Genomic DNA, 19,823 nt, shown 5'->3' on the forward strand with positions numbered 1-19,823 from the left:
GCGTTCAATGTATTGAACGCCTTTTATTATGTAATAAAGCTATACCTTATCTGTCTTTATATATTACCGCACGTTCAACATATATTTTATTCCCTACAGATTTTTCATTTTTCTGATCGGCAACAACCAATCTTAAGCGATGCTTACCTGGTTTTAAATTCATACTATGAAATATATGTGCTCTATTAACGTCATATTTACCTGCCTCTTCTCTGAAGTAAGTGTCTACCCTTTTCACAAAGATATCATCTATATATACGTCAGCTTGGCCACCATCATTGTTCCAGCTGCCTAATAAAGATATGCCTGAACCTTCAAAATCCACTGTTAAGGTATCATTTGGCGATTGAGCAACTTTATATAAATCTGGATCACCATCCCCATAAACAAACTCTTTCCAATTTCCACTCAAGTCCCATAGATTATTGTCTGACATCCTAATCTGATGACTCATAATTTTGTTAGGATAGGATTGCTCTAATTGACCTTTAAAAGCCGGTTTTTGAATTTTAATATAATAATCGTTATCCTTTATACTCCCCCCATGTGCAACTATGTTCTTTTCTATAAGTTTTATCGTTTCTTCTACGGCTTTATTATAAGAATATTCTGTATGCAAGAAATTTTTATCAGCTATTGAGGGAAGGTGAGATTTAAATTTTAAAGGAATTCTTTCATATCCATCAATAATACCCAAAACAGCGGCTGCATTAGCCGAGTTACAATCAGTATCTTGACCACATCTAATTGCAATTTCCATTGTTTTCTGTAAGTCATTATTCCCATATAACAAACCTATAACAATGTAGGCGCCATTTAATTTTGCATCAATATTAAATTCATGGTAAGGCACACAGATATCATGCTCCGCCCATTTATCTTGTACAAAAGCCCAAGCTTTCTTCCAGTCATTAGGATCTTTCTTATAACAATCAATTACGTCTTGAATACATTGTGCATAGCTACTCTTGGCAGGTATTGCATGCAATGCCTGCGTAACTATTTTTAATACATTATTCTCTTTATATGCTAGACTATGCATCGCTGCGACATACATACCTCCATATAATCCATCTCCATAAGCCATTATTCTACCTATACTATCAGCCATAGCATTTGCCTCTTGAGACATTGCAGGATGTATAAAACCTATAAAATCAGATTCTATCTGAAAATCAATATCATCAGCATGCATACTATATTCTGGGCTACCTGTAAAAGGAGGCTTCAAACCATCAAAAATATTCTTACGGGCTTGTAAATTAGCATGGCATAATGGGAAACTAGCATTAGCAAAATCTTGTGCTAATAAATAAGTTGTTGCAGCATCACCATGCTTTACCAAGCTATTCATAAAACTCAATTGCCCGTAGATATCATCTTCCAATAACGCTTTTTCGATTAATTGCGGAGTCCAAGGGATAACGTCATCATATGTTTTCCCAAGAGCTTTGAATTCCATCTCCCGACCATACATTACCCCTATCATTTTGGCGGCCCAAGCGCCCGCTACTTTATCTTCGATTTCCGATTTCGATACTTTAAAGTACTTACTTTTAATTATCGAGCAAGAGCTCATTGAAATAATTACTAATAAATAAAATATTGCTTTCATCATTTAAAAATTTAATTGTTCATTATAAATATTGCCAAATCTATCCGTCACTTTAACCTCTAGCGTTTTAACATTCTCTCTAGGTATTACTCTAAAAAGATGAGATGTAGTTGAAGCAGCTATCCAACTGTACTTAAATCGTGACTTATCTTTGGTAAGATTAGCTACGATAGGATCAATTCCTTCAAATTGCTCCATCTCGCCAATATAATTCCCATCTTCATAATACTCAACCTTCCACTGTGGGTCATAATTCCAGACATTAGCTATAACTGTTCCTTCATCATCCCTAAATAGGCGAAATTGATAATCTTTATCTCTGCCTACTGACTTATAATACCAAGATACATTGGTACTATCAATATCAAATACACGATACCCCCGCGGCGTCCCATCCGTACATAAATCTATCTGCCACCAACTTCCAGAAGCTGCTGCAATATTATGTTCATACAACGTTTGATTGTGCTCAATATTAAAAGATTGATGTGTATGTCCAGACAATATATGAACGTTATAACCTTCTAATAATCTGTATAAAGAGGAAGCATTAATCGTTGTTCCTCCCATTGTAGAATAGTTATAGGCAAAAGGGTTCTGCTTTACCGTCAATTGTGTGGGTATATGCAACATCACAAAAACAGTATGTCCCTTAGGAATATATGAGAGGTCACGTTCCAGCCATTTAAATGTTTTTTCATCAATATATCCCATATAAAAGTAATCCCTACCGATATAGAAATTATTATTTAAAACCACGTAATGGACATTTCCTTTATCAAAAGAGTAAACAGTAGGTCCGAAATAAGATTGAAATTTAGACTCTGAAGTTTCAAATGTCCTCCCCCAATAATTCATATCATGATTTCCAATGACGCGATAGAAAGGCAAATCTAGGGTATGCATGACATCAATATAAGGTTCAAACAATTGTGGATTGTCACCTACAATATCACCCAAATCTAAACCTAAGGTATACTGTTCCCTCTGTAGCGCTAGTGTAGCTTTAATATCAGGAAGAACTTTATCTTTATAAATCGTGAGCTCTTCAGCATTAGCCACTTGTATATCTGTCTGCACAATAAGCTTATGCCTAGTCTCGTCCTTAGGATTTTTATGTAAGCGAAAGGTATAGGTATTTATAGAATCACTAATGGGGTGATAAAACCTAGGTATAGAATTGGTGGACTCAACGAGGTAACCTGAAGGACTCGTTATCTGTACAAACTTATTCCCCTCATTTATAACTAACTTAAAATCACCTTTTTTATCTGTTTTCGCAAATTGATAACCACTAGAAACCACCACATCTACCACTCCTTTTCCATCACAGATCACTCTTCCCTTAATAGTACGTTGCGCCAATAAAGTGGACATCCATAACAAGTAGGATATCAGTACATAAAATTTCCTCATAAGATTTATCTATTGTAATCCTACAGCCGTCAAAATTGCACGCTGCGTACCATCACTAGGCTTAATAGTTTCCTTGCCATTTACAAGCATACCACTAGAGCCAGCACCATTTATATAATTAGGTAACTCTCCATAAGAATCTTCTACATACTTCCAGCCAGATTTAACTACAGCAGCATTTGGTTCTTTATTTTGTTCCTCCTTATCTTCTCCCCAAGTAGGAGGAACATGTTTCTCTTCTTTGCAAGAAGCATTAACGAATAATGCTAATAAGAAAAATAGCATTGTCAGTTTATACTTTTTCATAATTTATAGGTAGAAATTTAAGTTACTTGAGTGTCTCATATACTTTAAAGAGGGCACGAGGTACGTGAAAGCAGCCTTTCCATTTTCCCCCTTTGAGGGTCAATAAAGGCTCTCCTTGTCTATTTAAATACCCATACCACTCTCCAAATTGAGGATCTGCAAAATGCTTAAATGCATAATCATCTAATTTTTCGAACCATTTTTTACATCTTTCATCACCCGTATAAGCAAATCCTTTTGCCATACATACTAATGCCTCCAAGTGTACCCACCATAATTTTTGGTCCCATTCCAATTGTTGAGGAGGTCTATTAAGGATATCTTTGAAATATAAAATCCCTTGGTATTTTTCATCCCAGCCAAATTCTAATGCACGTATAGCGATATCTATACATTTTTCCATTAGCAGAGGATCCTTTCTGCGATCTGCTAAATCCATCATAAACCACATCGCTTCAATGATATGTCCTGGGTTGACTAGACGTCCTTCAAAGGTGTCAGAAAAAGAGCCATCAAGATGCACACTCTCCATAATGAGCCCCGTTTCTTGCTGATAGAACACTTCCATCACCTCATGAATTACTTGATCTATTAATTCATCTACTAAAGGAGAGCCTACAATATGTTCCAATTCCAATGATAAATTGCTTAGAATCATAGGCAATGAAAATCCCTTCAAATTCCTAGTACCCGGAAAAGCTTTACTATATTGGCCTTTAGGGTTATGTTGTCGTTCGATTATTCGTTTAAAAGTAGTATGTGCTACTTCTCCATATTCATCCTTATTTGTAATCTTATACAATGCCGCTAAGCCCATGGTTGCAAAGCAATCTGAAAAAATATTATACGGCTGTACCAATGGATTACCTGCACGATCTAACGAGAAATACCAATCCCCATTGTTGTCACGTCCATTTTTGAGTATAAACTCAGCCCCATGGATAGCCATTTCTTTCCACTTCTCATTGGGTTCTAACTTATCATACAAAGAGGATAGTGTCCATACTTGACGCCCCTGCAACCACATAAATTTGTCGGTATCAAAAACTTTCCCATCACGATCCAGACAAGTTAAAAAACCTCCATATTCCTTATCTACGGAGTATTTCTCCCAAAAAGGCATTACATTATCTACTAATTCTTGTTTATATTTCTCGGCAAATTGTTTCATCGTATTACGCTTTCAATGATTCTATATATTCTTTGTATCTGTTATAAAGGTGACCTGCTTGTAAATAAGCAGATTGAGGGCTCATAAAATGAGAAAACTCAAAAGTGATAGCTTTATCATAACCTGCTCTTCGTGCAGCATCCAATTTCAATTTCAATTTTTCAAATTTGATTGGTAAAAATTTAATAGGCATATCCCGATCAAAAGACTCTGCATTTGTCCAGCATTGCATATTATAGCGATCTGCTAGCATCTTATTTACGCTAAAGAAATCCTCCAATTCATGGTAATCAATATGTCCATCTTGAAAGGCTACGGCATCTACCGCGTTATGCACTTCATGAAATATTTCATTCCACTCATTTTCATGCTCTTTCAAAGAGACAACATCAGTCTTCGATAAGGATGAAGATGCTGCCATCACGGCTTTTTTACCATCTATCCATGGCGAAATAAACGTAGGAAGTCCTCCACTTACAGCTTTACATTGTTCACCAAGGATACGAAATGCACTAGCAGCACCTTTTGTCTGACGGCTGATCTCCATACTCAAATACCATCCAGCAAAACTTTTATACTTACCGTATTTAGCCCATACCTCATCGATGACATAGCGATTGGCATCGATCTCATGCTGCATCACTCCTGTATCCCAATATTTGCCGCTATCATATAATCCAAAATAAAATTTCAAACCATGCTTATCTGCCAATTGCAAATACATCTCCACTAAGTCTATCGGCGGTTCATAACAACCATGTGTATCTTGCAACCATGCAGAAGGATAAGTAATAAATCTTCGGTATCCACTACGGATTAATATTACAGTATCAATCCCTACAGCTTTCATATAAGCGAAATCCTTATCCCATTCTTCTCTACCCCAATTTTGATGAGGAATATCGTGGCTTATCTCATCGATAAAAGTTCCTGTAATCTTCATTATAAATATTTTTTATTCTTCAAGTATTTTGTCCATTCTACATACGCATCTGCATTGAGATGAATACCATCTGCCGTAAAATATGGCTTAAGGACATAATCATCCGCTAATACCTCTTTTACATTCACGAATGTGATATTATACTTCTTTGTTAACGCTACAATACCCGTATTAAGGCTTCTTATATCCTGCTCTCTGCCTTTTAAATAATCCATAGTAATTTTAGATTCGTTCAAGGGCAGTGTACTTTGTGCATATATTTTCGTCTTGGGGCTATTGTTTTTAATAATCTGTATTATCTCTTCATAATTTTTCAATATCGAATCCATAGGTAGTCCGCGACCTATATCATTAATCCCCATCATCAAGAATATTTTTTTCGGTTTGGTACTTACCACATCAGCAATACGTGCCTTCATCCCATAGGTGTTATCACCACCAATACCCCGATTAGCGATCTTGTATTTGTCTCCAAATACATCGTGCCATGGGCCCCTTTCTGTAATACTATTACCAAAGAAAACAATATCTACTTTGGTATCTTTCAATCCTTGATACAATAACTCTCTGGAGTCATAATACCAGTTATTATATCCTGTATTATAAGATTTATTCGTTTCCGTTTGGCCATTTACTAATTGGACACCCCCGATTAGCAGCAGAAATAAATTCAAAAATTTCATATTATAATGCTTTTACTTTTTTCAAATAATCTATTACCTCTATATATGCTGCCACCTCCATATGTATACCATCTGAAGTAATATCTGCACGCAATTGACCATCTTTATCAGCTACGACCTTATGCAAATCGACAAAATGAACATTTTTATTTGATGCACTGATTTCTTTCAAAGCACGATTCAACTGTGCTACATCTTCATTCTTTACAGAACGAAAAGGTTCAATCAATTTGCTAGAATTAATAGGTAAAATACTATTTAAGTAAATAATTGTTCTTGGTGACTCCATCTGTATTCTAGAGACAATTTTTTTATAATTATTAATAATAAAACTCGTCGGCACATTTCTTTTCAAATCATTGACACCGATCATTAAGAATACTTTCTGCGGTTGATGCTTTACAATTTCATCCAAACGAGCTAATACCCCAAAAGAAATATCACCGCTAATCCCTCTATTCAATATAGGCAAGTCTGGAGCAATATCTGCCCAACGACCTGCGTCGGTCAAACTATCTCCAATAAATATAATTGGTCCCTTACGTGTAGGCATTTTATTAAAAAAATCTACTTTTTCGGTATAACCAGAGAAAATATAATTACTATCTACTGGAGCTTGAGCATATGTATTATTATAAAATACTGCAGATAACAAACAAGTAAGAATAGAATACTTTACAATTTTTAATTTCATTATTAATAGGTTGTTTTAGTTATGAACGCCAAAACCATTTTTTATATGTTGTATAATTTGTTATAAATACCATTAAGAAAATATAAACCGCAGCCTTAACAAGACCACAATATGGACTTAAAGCTGATAAATGATCAAATAATGGAAGTAAATGAGTTAATCCAAAAAGAGGGGTAATAAAAAATGCAGTAACACAATAGGCTACCATTGGATTCTGACCATTTCTTACGATGGACATAATGATAATATTATTACGAAAAATCCTAGTACAATAGTCACATACTATATAGAATACAAAAGCTAATCCACTTGTTAAAAACCAATAACTAAAAGAAGAAGGATCCTTTTTTATTCCTCCATCTATAGGTTCAAAACACAGGGCAATACACGTAAGTACGTAACCCCATAATACTAATATTTTGTAAAATGATGCTTGCCCAGATGTATTATATTTAAAATATAAAAAGAAAATAAAACCAAAAAGAACTTGTCCTAATAAATTGATATTAATGGCCCTTACATACAAGGTAACCACGTGAAAAACGACAAAAGCCAAGCAAATAATAGCAATAATACTATTTTTAGATTTCTCATCAGCAGTGTAGTTTTGTTGTACCAAATGCTTCTGCTCTAATAGTAAATCTCCCAAAATAGAACCCGGTAACACAATACATAAGTATTTTAGGAAAGAGAAATTATAGAACCATTTTATATCAGGATGAAAATCCCATAGAATAGATGTCCAACTTCCTTCGATCGTATGAGAAAACCAAATCCCCATGAAAGCAACAACAATACCTATACGCAGAAGAAAGCTCTTTGCCGTAATTAGCCAACATATCGATCCAAAGAAAGCCATGTTTGCCAATACTAAAATGATGATATTATTTTTAGACTTGACAAAGGTATTCCCTAAAATTTCACTGTGAAAAAACACAAGAATACCAATGATTAGAAAACCAAGCACCTGAAGACCATACCTGCGTACCAAAGAACCTTCAAATCGCATAAATACTAAAAAGAAAGAGCCAAAAGTAGCTATTGCTGTCAGGTAATTGACAACTGGAGAAGCGTGTAAATTATTTGGTTCAAGATAGGCTAATATAATGGCAAAAAACACTAATAACACACCTCTACGTAGCAATCCTAAGGCTATAACTTTATGCTCACCACGATCCAATTTTCCACGCAATGCTAAAGGAAATGCAGCACCCATAGCAAATAAGAAAAATGGAAACACCAAATCAACCCAAGTAATACCTGGATTTTGAGGATTAAATATAAAATCTGGAGGCCCTACTTGTGCATGATACATCCAAGCTGGAAAATCATTAGTCCAAGGAATAACAGCAGCCATTACCATTCCTATGATAGCTAAACCACGCAAGAAGTCAATGGCTAAATTTCTATTATTAAGCATATTGTGATAAATTAACTCCCTAAACCATTGATATTGATAACCTCTGCTCCCTTTTGTGCAGCAGTCGGAGACTGTTTAATAGAGAAGAAATTAGCTTCAGGACAGCGCATATCAGTTCTTCGCCCATTGTGCATAGGAACCTCTAAGCGCTTACCATCGTGCATACGAATTAAAGTAGTATAATCCCATACGGCACCTTCTACTTTAGTCTTAGTCGGTTGCGCTGGTTTACCTTCATTCCTAACTTGGTCAATAGCATTGACACGTTTAAAATCTGCGATACCACTTAACGTATAACCCGCACATTCAAAATCTCCTTCATAATACTTGCCAGCACCTTTGACAATAAATCGTACAAGACCATCTTTTATCACTTCAATAGACATCTCTACATTTTCACCTGGATACCAATAAAACTCTTTGCTTGCAGGAGCATAAACCCATACGCTCTCTTGTCCAGATTTATGGCTCGTCCTTCTAAAAAAAGGTCTAAATGCTAAACGTTCCTTCGATACAGAACCGTCTTCATATTTCAGCACTTCCCAGGTAAGACCAATATCCGTTTCTTGTCCATCCATATTTCCACCTAAATAAATAGATGGATTATCCAAGTATTGCCCTGGTTTAGCGGTATTGAGTCTTGAGGAATCAAATGTGACGTAAGGTAGTGTTACCTCTCCCTTTATACCAATCCAATGATCTTTACTACTGACAGCTTTTCTATAATAGGCACCTTTGAAACAGGTATAGTTATCGTCAGGTATAACCTCATTCGGCAAAAAAACTAACTTATTTTTACTCTTAAGGTTTCCTAGTATTAAGGAATTATTATTCATCTTGTGCATACAACTCATTAATAAAAACGAGAGTAAAGTAAGGCCAATTCTACTTAACATACGATTTAATGCTATCCACAATAATTCCATAAAACGGTTACGTTTCAATCTAAATACCACAAAGATTAGTCAATCTGACACTTATTCTCCAAACCCAATACCCCAGTTTAATTCACTCCCATCTAAAATAGATCAGAAAAAATTTCTATTTTTTCAAATCTATAGGTACCAATATTAGCGGCGTAGGTAGACATGATGCTCCTGGAGGAGAATATGTGAAATTAATCTCCTGAATATCTTTTGTAGGATCCGGCTTATATATTTTCAACAAAATAGCCTCTGGAGCAGCCTTAGTAACTAACCTATCCGAAGGAAATTGAACAACAGATTTATTGTTATCATTATCAAACAACTCCATAGTTAATCCCATACCACCACACCATTGGTTATCTGCTGAACGGCTATTCCAAGTAATTAGTGCTAATCCTTTACCATCAGTACTTTTCCATTTGATATTAGTATCATACAACACGCCATAATTTCCGGCATTCTTAGCATCCTGTTTATCAGCACCGATAGTTCCTGTGATCCATGGATCGTCAATTCCATCCGCAACTACAAGTTGACTAACTCCATTGGTCGTTAGTAAAGTATCTTTACTAACTATTTTATAATTAGAAACTGGAAAAATACCTCTTCCTGCATTGACATGACTAAATGGTATCACAGTATCAATTTGTGAGAAAGCCTGAACAGCTGTTTTTTCTGGAGCAAACTGTAAAACACTTATTTGAGCAGGCTGATCAACTACAAATTCATAAAGACCATGTACTAACTCATCATATTTTACAATATGCTTATCAAACGCCTCATCGATAGCAATAACTTCGCCCGGCTTTACCACACGTACATTACCTTTCTCTTCAGAAGCAAAATAATCTGCTAAACCCTGTTTTCCTATTTGGAAATAATTCGTACTTGGCTTTTGTGACGAATATTTCAGCATACGTAGATGTAAATTTTCCTTACCAAGATTCTTTATTACCGCATTAATTTTGCGCGGCATTTGTTGGGGTTCATTAATACCATTTACATTATAAACATACAAACGAACAGCACCTGGTAAAACCTCTTCTTGCATAGCAATAGCCTCAGGAAGACGAATATATTCAGGATCATCAGAAATAATGAACTGAGGACCTGGGGCAATAGTTTGCTTGTATTCAATTTTTTTGAAATTAGGATCTAGGAAATTATCTAACAAGACAACTTCACCCTCTTTCGCATTTTTTAGAATGCTTGATACTTTTTTCAAATCTGTTTGTGCATAAACACCGTTTAATAATAAAGATGTTAGTGCTACTGAAAATATATTTTTTATCATGATTAGATATTATTATTTTAAACCTTCTTTCAATTCATCCCACCAACCGTAATTGATGATATGCACGATATCAAAAATCATCGAACCATCAGATTTTTCTCGGCACATTTTTAACGCTTTTACAAATTGATCGGGGTTATCTTTATATTGTTCAACATATAAACCTGCGTAAACGGGAGTTTTCCCTTTAGTAACTTTGGTGACCAATTCGGCAGACCCTTCTACGGTATACCAATCCTCTTTTTCTACCACTAATCCAGATTCTAACGTTTTAGTAGCTGCGGCAGCTTGCGATTTTAATTCTTCTTTATCTACTTCAAAAAAGTAATTCCCGGTAGTAAATAAATCTAAAGCTTCAGCGTAGCCGTAATCTTTATATTTTGGCGTAGCCCAATCAAAATCTTTACTAGGATCGTATTCTTTGCTGGCAAAATTGACCCCAACATCAAAATATAAAGGATACCAAGATCCCGTATAATCACCAAAAGAGATATTCGGATTAATAGCCTTAATCTCTTTACGCGCTGTATAAATAAAATCATGAACAATACTTGCTCTCCACTCTAACCACTCTTTATACAATGTGCCATTTATACGATCTTTACCACTGAAGCTATAAATGTCATCAGGATAATTCTCTACCTTTTTTCCAATATATTTTTCGAATGCATATCTAGAAGAATCCGAAAAATCAGCATTCAAATTATCAAAACGTACGCGATCTAAGATGATACCATCTAGCTTGGGATATTTACCAACCAACTCTTTCAAAATAGAAAGTTCATAATTACGTACTTCTTCCAACACAGGATTCAACATAGCTGAGTACTTCGATTTTTGATCGGTAATTTTGACAAAACCTTCGGGCAAAAAGGACAATGTTTGCCACGCTGCTTTTGTAGGATCATCATACACAACGCCTCTATCATAAAAATTGTGACCAGCCACAAAAACATTTGTTGAAGCATGTACTTTCAAGCCAAGCTTATGTCCTTGTTCTATAAAAAAAGAAAGCATATCCCATGATAAATCTTTTTTTACACCTGAGGTGCCCCAGGAATTCATTACTGGAGCAATATTGCTGGGATATAACACTTCTCCTGTGATAGGCTTTACATCGACCACGATATCTGTAACACCTACCTCTTTAGATTTCTTTAAGTAATAAAGAATAGAATCCTTATTACAAAAACGATCAAAATTAGCCGTAGCATCATACCATAGAATATTACGGTCTATAAAAAACTTATTTTTACTTTCAATTTTTTTGGTTGTAGAACAAGCGCCTAAAAATAGAGTAACAGCAAATAATAAATAAAATAATCTCGACATCTCTTAGTTTTTAATACCGTCTTTAACGGCGTCAAATAATTCTTGCTTTAAATAATTGTATTGAGGACCATACATATGAACTACGTCAAATAACATGACACCACCAGATGCTCTAGACATTATATATTTGATCGCTCTAGAAATTTCAGCTTTACTAGCATAATTTATATTTCCGACATCCATACTTCCATAAATAGGTTTCTTATTTTTGGTAATGTACTCTATACCGTTTAGAGAGCCTTCAATACTCCACCAATGATATTTCATAGCTGCAGTAGCCGAATTTTCAGATAACATCACTTGCGTGAAATAATTACCGGTTAATATCAAATCTAATTCTTCCAAATAACCTGTCTCTCCATATCCAGGGTAAGCCCAATCAAAACGTAAGTTGAAGTCTTGAAAAGGATCATAGTCCTTGCTCGCCCAATTTACTCCTACATAATGATAAGTGCTATACCAAGCACCTACGTATACACCGAAATCAACATTAGGCTTTACTGATTTTGCCGCTTGACGTGCTTTTTTAAAGAATCCTTGAATTACAGATGCACGATATACTAGCCATTGTTTGTAATATTTACCGGTAACGCTAGGTACAAGTTGACCTGAAGACTCTTTCCAGGATGATACTATATCCGTTGGAAAATTCATATTAGCCGCCGAAGCATCATTATACTTAGTCTTCATAAACTCAATAAATTGATCTTTGCTATAATCTGAAAAATCAGCATTGATGTCTGTATATCTAGCATAATCAAGGATAAGCCCATCTAGGGGAAATTTTCCAACAACTTCTTTTATGATATTTAATGCTCTTTCTTGAACAGCAGGCTGTGCTGGGTTGACAAAAGTATTTTTAGCTGTTTGTGAAATACGTCCTAATTCACCTTGAACATTTTTGACAACAATAGATTCATATTTCTCTTTAAAGTCCGGATTATCTGCTGCATATCCTACAGTTCCATTGGTGGTCCCCTCTACGAAGGTAACAATCGAAAGATATACCTTAAGGTCTCTCTTTTTAGCTTCGGCAATTACAAAATCTACATAATCTGCGGGTTTTGTCTTTCCATTTTGTGTTAAAAATTCCTTAGTATAGGAGCTTTGATACATAGTATATCCAGTACTAGGTTTAACGTCGACTACAAGCCCAGTAACACCACAGTCTTTCAGAATATCTAAAATCTTAACTATCTCATTTTTATCGCTAAATTTACCATAGGTACCAAATACATTTGAATGTGCATCAACCCATACCAAAGCTTGTTTACCCGGCTCAGATGGATCTATATTTTCGTCTTCAGGTTCTTTAGGTTGATTCACCGTGGGTACTTGACCTTTATCTTTAGAACAAGAAAAAAGTCCTAAAAGTAATAATCCATATGCTATTAATTTTTTCATAATAATATATTTTATAAAAATGCCATGTGCTCTTATCAAGCACATGGTATTTAATCATTCAATTATAAATCTACACAGTCAAATTGCACACCTACTACATATCCATTTGTAAACATAAAATACATATATATAAAGTATCCATTTGCTGATGTTGTAAGTGCTACATCAGCAGTAGAATTGGCATTAGCTACAGATTGTGCGGCAGCCGGACCATAAGACCCTTTAGGTGCAGCCCATACTAAACTTTGTGTTGTATTTGGATCACCAGACAATCCTGCTTCCGTATCGATCAAAAATGCTTGATCCGCAGATCCCCACGTAAAACCATTCAAATGTGTAAATGCAGCATACTTAGAATTATTAAATTCTATATAATCTACGGCATTACAGATAAAGTTGGCATCTAAAGCATTTAATGCCCCTGACACATTGTTTGTCAATCCATTGACTTTAGTCAACTTATTACTAGAGTAACCAATAGCAAAATAATCACTATTTACATTTGTTGGATTTGTATACACTAAATCAGCATTATTCCATGTCCATGAGAAACCACTAACCGCAACAATTGTAGGTGTTGAAGACACCAAACTCCCATTTATCACTTGCCACCTAGCAAAAGAATTTTGAGTAGCTAATCCTACCAATGGAGCAGTAATAATTGCATTTTTATTAATATCACCTATGACGGAAATTTTACGACCATATCCCGAACCACCAGCATTCCACGAAATAAATAGTTCAGGCGTACTTGTGATAGAAGATAATTTCCATATATTAAATGTGTTGCCATCATTTGGTGCAAGATTATTTATTAAAATATTACCTCCATCATCAGCAGTACTATAGAAATTACGAAGACTACCGCGTATAGCGCCTAATTCGATTTGACCTACTTTAGCACCCGTCATAGCATTGATCACCATACTATTTTCGTTACGTGTATTTAACACTACATATTGACCTGTTGCTGCGATACCTCCCGTAAGGTTGTCTACCGTGATACCAAGATCTGCCTTTAACTTTTTAGCAAATAAAATCTTTGCACTACCTGGTCTGATACCTTTAGCTAATTTTTTAGCTTCAACAACTTGCATGCTATAGGTTTTCTTAGCATCGCCAGCAGATGATACAACAAAAGGAATTGCTGTACTTAAATTTACAGAAGCACCATTTGATAACGACGCCGTAGCGTGACGATTCAAAGTATAAGTAACTCTTGGATTATTCATAACAGTACCAGGTACTAAAGAAAAATTCATCTTGTCACCTATAATAATAGCATCTACCTCTTGTGTAGCTCCTAAGAAATCTTCATATGTAACAGTAGCCGACAATACATCTGTATTACCTTTCTTATTCGCTACAATTACATAATTCTTTTGCTCGCCATTACCTGCAGTTACTGTTACCGTTATAGGGCTACTAAGGTCTGTAAAACCATCCAATGAAGGTGATATGCTAGCATCTACTGGTATAGATGCTTTAAGCAACATTCTCTTAAGATCCACTTCATTATCAGAGTTGATTGGATAATAATAATCTACATTAAGATATACTGTATCATTACTAATTTTACTATCAAAATATCTAGTACGACCATCACCTTCATAAGTCGCATAAAAATCTGCTATTTCTGTTTTATCATTAGGAGTCACAGTATCTGGCTTTGCACACGAATACATGAGCATGCCAACACCAAAAATACCTATGATATTTATTAAAAACTTATTCATAATCTATCGGTTTAATTTTACCAGCCTTTAATCTGTGTTAATGCCAAGTTTACTTGTATTTCGCCTTCCGGAATTGGTAGATAATACAATCTACTAGAGAAACTTCTATCTAGATTATCTGCAGGAACAACAGTATATGTAAACCCTGTATCATTAGGTTCAATTTTATGCCCTGTCACACGAATTCCATTTAAAGTAATATGTGCCTTTCTCCAGCGTCTAAGATCCCAAAAACGATGACCTTCAAATGCTAACTCTACCTTTCTTTCGTGCTCTATGGCCGTTAATGCAGTAGCTGCAGTATTAAAAGTTACGTTATTAATACCTCTCTTAGCTCTCAACTCAGACAATGTAGCTGCTGCACCTTGGTAATCTTCCAATCCTGCTTTCGCTTCAGCTAAATTTAAATACACTTCACCAAGACGAAGCTCAATCCAGCTTTGTGTACTTTTATTCACAGCAAACGTAGTATTAGCCGTGTCTAACAATTTCTTGGCATAATAGCCTGTTACTGTTTTACGAGGCTCAGCACTTTCACCATACAACGCAAATCCATCGATCGGATCAGTCGTAGAGGTATTCATAGTGCGTCCTTTCCAAGTAGCACCATTGTGAAGAATAGTTGCATAAAAACGAGGCTCTCTGTCTTTATATGGGTTGGCGGCATGTGTAGCATTTGCCCAAGAGAACTTAGTACCATCTGCCATTTCATACTCATTCACTAACTCTGCTGTTGGAACACCATACACCATTGTATTACCATTATTATCTCTTGGGGGAGCATACCCAAAGTCATATTGATGTGTAATCTGTGGTGCCGAAAAGTCCACTCTAAAGATGGCTTCTTTGGTATTTTTATTTGAAAAAATTGAAGCAAAATTGGTCTCTAAAGCAAACTGCCCAGAACCAATTACAGCTTGGGCCGCATCGGCCGCAATTTGGTAAAACTCTTTGGCTCTACCTGTGCTAATCCCTGTTAGTGGATCATCATTATATTGCTTCAAATCGTACTTAGCGATCGACCCCGCGTACAATGCTACACGAGACAATAGCGCATTGGCCGCCATTTTATTAGCAGTACCTGCTTTACTAGTTGCTGCCAAATTTGCTGCTGCAAACTTCAGATCGTCGATCATAAAGTCGTATACCGCTTCTTCGCTAGACCTTGCATTATCCTTATTGGCATATTCATTAATATCTTTTAGAATAATTACTGAACCATGTAGCTTAGCTAACCAAAAATATGTCCATGCCCTTACAAACCTAGCTTCAGATTCATATCTCAATTTTTCAGAGTCACTCAAACTTGATCTTTCGTACAATCCATTAATAAACTCATTGATACGACGTATACGCGTATATCCAGTGCTCCAATAATTTAGGCCAACACTTGCGGGAGAAAATGAGCTCGAATTAGAAATCAATGTATTTACTGTACCATTACCTGAAACAGTAGACGTAAATTTCATGATATCAGACAAGGCATCCATTGCATTATCATATCCTAATCCCGGAAAAAGACCAAATTGGAAATTTTTAAATTCTGAATAAAGACCACTTGAGTACAGATCTATAGATATAGGATCAGTCCATACCACTCCTTCTGCAAGCCTATCTTGAGGCACGACATCAACACTACAGCTATTCATACTAAATACCACTGAAGTCATTAATGCCAAAGCACTATATTTTATTTTTTTATTGAATTTCATAATCTAATAATTAAAAAGTAATACTCGCTCCGAAAGCATAAATCCTTTGTTGAGGATAGAAACCTAAATTCACATTTGGCATCTCAGGATCGATAAATTTCATATGATCCCATGTAAATAAGTTTGATCCTGTAAAGAATACTCTTAGATTGCTAATTTTAGCTTTATTCATTATTTTAGCCGGAATTGTATACCCTAACTGAATAGATTTAAGACGTAAATAATCCCCTTTACGAATCCAACCAGAATTACCATTAGCATTGTGTGGCGACAATCCAACTTTGTTAGCTGTTAATCGTGGAAACTCTGCATCTAAATTATCAGGTCTCCAAGCATTCTCAACAATAAAATACGGGGAGTTACCGCTTCCATAAAATGTCTTTGTCCAAACCGTATTATCATGAACACCACTACTTATGCCAACAGCACCTTCATATTCACCGGCTAAAGACACATCAACAAGTGCAGCACCTTGAAGTAATGCAGAGAAATCAAAACCTTTATAAGCCATATCAATATTGAACCCAAACATCAACTCTGGTACATTTGAACGACCGATATAAGTTCTATCTCCATTAGCAGTAATACGACCGTCACCATTCAAATCCTTAAATCTGAAGAAACCAGGAGCGATAACACCTGAAGATGGAGATGATGTATTTTGTGCTTCTTCCCAAGTCTCAATAAAGCCGTCCGCTACATATCCTGTTTTACCACCAATAGGTCTTCCTATAGTGCTCAAGTTGGCAGGCGTACCATCAGCGACGTCATCTCTTAATACTTTATTGCGTGCCCAGTTCAAATTACCTGTAAGACCTAATCTAAATTCACCAAATACTTTATTATACTTCAATTGCGCATCAAATCCTCTATTATCTACTTCACCAGAGTTAACTAATGAAGGGAAATAACCACCTATAGAAGAAGGATAAAGATTCGCTACTCCTTTTAAGATACCAGTAGTTTTTCTGTAAAACCAATCAAAGTCAAAGGAGAAATTCTCTAAAAAGCGAGATTCGAAACCAACATTAAACATGGTAGATTCTTCCCATTTCAAATCTGGATTAGGAATATTAGAACTATAAATTGCAGCTACTGGTTTACCATCAATCACCACAACAGGGGATGTATTTTGTACAAAAGTAGCCATATACGGGAATGTCCCTACTTGAGCACGATCGTTACCCGTTTTACCAAAAGATGTTTTTAATTTCAAGAAATTAATAGCTGTAACATCTTCAAAGAAATTCTCTTTAGAAATAACCCAACCTAAACCTGCACCTGGGAATATTTTCCAACGATTATTTTTAGCAAAGTTGGCAGATGCATCCCATCTACTAGCTGCCTCGAGTAAGTATTTCTCTTTATATGCATAGTTCAATTTAACAACTACCCCAGCACGAGCAGTTTCGGCATTTGACGATCCTGTTGAACTTATGATATCAGCCTCAGCCTTTGAACCATAATTTATCTCATGAATTACTGCAATAGGAAAATTACTCGCTCCTGCAGCAAAGCCATTACCATTACCTTTATAGAATTCGTATAATGCTAATGCACCTACAGAGTGATCTTCGTTGAATACATTATTATATGCTAAACTTGCTTGTAATGTTTTAGCATAGTTGGCAGAAAAACTTTGTCTCAACGTAGTCTTAGAAATACCAGGAATTAACGTTTGTGCTGAATAATCACCTGTTACTTGTTCTGTCCCTCTCATCATTGTAGCATAAGGCTGTGTCCAAACTTTACCTTCTTGTGAAGTATAGTCATACGCGCCTTGAACCTTAGCAATCAAACCTGTTACACCAGGCACTTTTAATTGGATATTGGCCGTACCTTGAAATATATTCATCAAATATTTCTGGTATCCCGAATTTTCTACCGATGCTATTGGGCTCATCAACCCTGCAGTATTATTAACCGCTGTATACACCCCATTAGGTGCATATAATGGTATATTAGGTAACATTCGAGATGCCTGATAGAAAGGATTCATATAAGCCGTATTATCAGGAGATATACCCGGGGTATTGCTTTCCTGATTTCTAGCACCTAGATTTAAACCGATAGACAAATAATCATTCAAATTGCTATTTAAATTCGTACGTACGTTGTAACGTTTGAAATTTGTATGATTGATGATACCATCTTGGCTCAAGTGATTCACACTGGCAAAATATTGTGTATTAGCAGATCCTCCTCTTAGATTTAAAGCATGATGCTGCGAATAACTATTTTTGCCCGCTAGTATTCCCATCCAATCGGTATTTCCTAATAAAGGATTCGTATTCGAACCATCTCTAACAGCATCAATCATTTCTTGAGAATATACATATGGCGCTATAGCACCTCCCATATTCACAAGAGCATCATTATCCATCTCGATACCTTTATTATACCAAGACATATAATCAGGACCATCCAAAAACTCAGGTAGACGTGTATTTTGCCCAATATTTAAAGAATAATCATAAGATACTTTCGCAGGCCCTTGATTACCCATTTTTGTTTTCACTAAAATAATACCATTGGCAGCTTGTACACCATATGCAGCTGTTGCTACAGCATCTTTAAGGATCGAAATAGATTCAATCTCATTAGGATCTAAATAAGCCAATGTTGAAGATGGTCTCTCGATATCATCAACAATCACCAAAGGCCCTCTATTTGAACCTGTTGTACCTATACCACGTATATACAAGGAAGCATTATCAGCTCCTGGTCTACCGGATTGTTGCAATGAAGTAAGTCCTGGTAACCTACCCGCTAATGTGTTGGTAATATTCATCGCTGGAGCTTTTTTTATCTCATCTCCACTTATTTGTGCGACAGATCCTACCATTGTACTTTTCTTTTGTGTACCATAGGCTACAACCATTACCTCGTCAATATCACTAGATTCTTTTTCCAGATCAATGGTTACTTGCTGATCTGATTTAATAGATACTTGCTTAGTAGCATATCCCATAAAAGAGACATTTAACGAAATAGGTAGCTTTTCTACATCTAACCGAAAATTTCCATTAGCATCGGTCATGCTTGTTTTTCCATTTCCTACGACTTTTATTGTCGCTCCTGGAATAGGTGTATTCTTTTCACCTTTTACAACTCCCCGTACAATAGTTTGTGCGTATGCCGCAAAAAATTGTGTAAGCATAAAAAGCAAAC

Annotated in this window: 15 protein-coding genes; all 15 read right to left on the reverse strand. The window is 35.7% G+C overall.

The window, feature by feature from the left end; all coding sequences use genetic code 11:
• Positions 1–46: 46 nt before the first annotated feature.
• The 15 genes from IP023_RS03415 to IP023_RS03485 all read right to left on the reverse strand — a co-directional run bounded on the left by IP023_RS03415 (position 47) and on the right by IP023_RS03485 (position 19,812).
• Positions 47–1,618, reverse strand: coding sequence for an ADP-ribosylglycohydrolase family protein (locus IP023_RS03415; RefSeq protein ID WP_241788850.1), 1,572 nt, complete (start codon positions 1,616–1,618; stop codon positions 47–49).
• Complete coding sequence (locus tag IP023_RS03420) at positions 1,619–3,031, reverse strand: calcineurin-like phosphoesterase C-terminal domain-containing protein (RefSeq protein ID WP_241788851.1); 1,413 nt, start codon at positions 3,029–3,031, stop codon at positions 1,619–1,621.
• A 9-nt stretch (positions 3,032–3,040) separates the two neighbouring features.
• Positions 3,041–3,337: a hypothetical protein gene (locus IP023_RS03425; protein ID WP_241788852.1), complete on the reverse strand. Its 297-nt coding sequence runs from the start codon at positions 3,335–3,337 to the stop codon at positions 3,041–3,043.
• A gap of 22 nt (positions 3,338–3,359) precedes the next feature.
• Positions 3,360–4,508: an AGE family epimerase/isomerase gene (locus IP023_RS03430; RefSeq protein ID WP_241788853.1), complete on the reverse strand. Its 1,149-nt coding sequence runs from the start codon at positions 4,506–4,508 to the stop codon at positions 3,360–3,362.
• A 4-nt stretch (positions 4,509–4,512) separates the two neighbouring features.
• Entirely contained in the window at positions 4,513–5,451 is a 939-nt protein-coding gene (locus IP023_RS03435) for a DUF4434 domain-containing protein (RefSeq protein WP_241788854.1), read from the reverse strand.
• Positions 5,451–6,134 (reverse strand): GDSL-type esterase/lipase family protein, encoded by a 684-nt coding sequence (locus IP023_RS03440; protein ID WP_241788855.1) that lies wholly within the window; start codon positions 6,132–6,134, stop codon positions 5,451–5,453. Before IP023_RS03440 ends, IP023_RS03435 begins: the two co-directional genes overlap by 1 nt.
• A 1-nt stretch (position 6,135) precedes the next feature.
• Positions 6,136–6,828, reverse strand: a complete 693-nt coding sequence (locus IP023_RS03445) for a GDSL-type esterase/lipase family protein (RefSeq protein WP_241788856.1) — start codon at positions 6,826–6,828, stop codon at positions 6,136–6,138.
• A 19-nt stretch (positions 6,829–6,847) separates the two neighbouring features.
• On the reverse strand, positions 6,848–8,248 hold the full coding sequence (locus tag IP023_RS03450) for a DUF5009 domain-containing protein (protein WP_241788857.1): 1,401 nt from the start codon (positions 8,246–8,248) through the stop codon (positions 6,848–6,850).
• Positions 8,249–8,259: 11 nt separating this feature from the next.
• Positions 8,260–9,174 (reverse strand): hypothetical protein, encoded by a 915-nt coding sequence (locus IP023_RS03455; RefSeq protein WP_241788858.1) that lies wholly within the window; start codon positions 9,172–9,174, stop codon positions 8,260–8,262.
• A 115-nt stretch (positions 9,175–9,289) separates the two neighbouring features.
• Entirely contained in the window at positions 9,290–10,468 is a 1,179-nt protein-coding gene (locus IP023_RS03460; protein WP_241788859.1) for a copper amine oxidase, read from the reverse strand.
• A 12-nt stretch (positions 10,469–10,480) separates the two neighbouring features.
• Positions 10,481–11,800 (reverse strand): alpha amylase family protein, encoded by a 1,320-nt coding sequence (locus IP023_RS03465; RefSeq protein ID WP_241788860.1) that lies wholly within the window; start codon positions 11,798–11,800, stop codon positions 10,481–10,483.
• Between the two features lie 3 nt (positions 11,801–11,803).
• On the reverse strand, positions 11,804–13,204 hold the full coding sequence (locus IP023_RS03470; protein WP_241788861.1) for an alpha amylase family protein: 1,401 nt from the start codon (positions 13,202–13,204) through the stop codon (positions 11,804–11,806).
• A gap of 62 nt (positions 13,205–13,266) precedes the next feature.
• Positions 13,267–14,940 carry a DUF5018 domain-containing protein gene (locus IP023_RS03475; protein ID WP_241788862.1) on the reverse strand — a complete coding sequence of 558 codons (1,674 nt, stop codon included), beginning with the start codon at positions 14,938–14,940 and terminating at the stop codon, positions 13,267–13,269.
• Positions 14,941–14,957: 17 nt separating this feature from the next.
• A complete protein-coding gene (locus IP023_RS03480) occupies positions 14,958–16,652 on the reverse strand; it encodes a RagB/SusD family nutrient uptake outer membrane protein (protein ID WP_241788863.1) in 1,695 nt (564 codons plus the stop codon).
• 10 nt (positions 16,653–16,662) lie between these two features.
• Complete coding sequence (locus IP023_RS03485) at positions 16,663–19,812, reverse strand: SusC/RagA family TonB-linked outer membrane protein (protein ID WP_241788864.1); 3,150 nt, start codon at positions 19,810–19,812, stop codon at positions 16,663–16,665.
• Positions 19,813–19,823: the final 11 nt, after the last annotated feature.

The organism is Sphingobacterium rhinopitheci (genome assembly GCF_022627575.1).
Classification (GTDB): Bacteria; Bacteroidota; Bacteroidia; order Sphingobacteriales; family Sphingobacteriaceae; genus Sphingobacterium; species Sphingobacterium rhinopitheci.

Coding starts and splice junctions, on each gene's coding strand:
- IP023_RS03470 (WP_241788861.1), bottom strand. CDS start 13,204: ATGAAAAAATTAATAGCATATGGATTATTACTTTTAGGACTTTTTTCT.
- IP023_RS03425 (WP_241788852.1), bottom strand. CDS start 3,337: ATGAAAAAGTATAAACTGACAATGCTATTTTTCTTATTAGCATTATTC.
- IP023_RS03435 (WP_241788854.1), bottom strand. CDS start 5,451: ATGAAGATTACAGGAACTTTTATCGATGAGATAAGCCACGATATTCCT.
- IP023_RS03485 (WP_241788864.1), bottom strand. CDS start 19,812: ATGCTTACACAATTTTTTGCGGCATACGCACAAACTATTGTACGGGGA.
- IP023_RS03475 (WP_241788862.1), bottom strand. CDS start 14,940: ATGAATAAGTTTTTAATAAATATCATAGGTATTTTTGGTGTTGGCATG.
- IP023_RS03450 (WP_241788857.1), bottom strand. CDS start 8,248: ATGCTTAATAATAGAAATTTAGCCATTGACTTCTTGCGTGGTTTAGCT.
- IP023_RS03445 (WP_241788856.1), bottom strand. CDS start 6,828: ATGAAATTAAAAATTGTAAAGTATTCTATTCTTACTTGTTTGTTATCT.
- IP023_RS03430 (WP_241788853.1), bottom strand. CDS start 4,508: ATGAAACAATTTGCCGAGAAATATAAACAAGAATTAGTAGATAATGTA.
- IP023_RS03480 (WP_241788863.1), bottom strand. CDS start 16,652: ATGAAATTCAATAAAAAAATAAAATATAGTGCTTTGGCATTAATGACT.
- IP023_RS03420 (WP_241788851.1), bottom strand. CDS start 3,031: ATGAGGAAATTTTATGTACTGATATCCTACTTGTTATGGATGTCCACT.
- IP023_RS03440 (WP_241788855.1), bottom strand. CDS start 6,134: ATGAAATTTTTGAATTTATTTCTGCTGCTAATCGGGGGTGTCCAATTA.
- IP023_RS03465 (WP_241788860.1), bottom strand. CDS start 11,800: ATGTCGAGATTATTTTATTTATTATTTGCTGTTACTCTATTTTTAGGC.
- IP023_RS03415 (WP_241788850.1), bottom strand. CDS start 1,618: ATGATGAAAGCAATATTTTATTTATTAGTAATTATTTCAATGAGCTCT.
- IP023_RS03460 (WP_241788859.1), bottom strand. CDS start 10,468: ATGATAAAAAATATATTTTCAGTAGCACTAACATCTTTATTATTAAAC.
- IP023_RS03455 (WP_241788858.1), bottom strand. CDS start 9,174: ATGGAATTATTGTGGATAGCATTAAATCGTATGTTAAGTAGAATTGGC.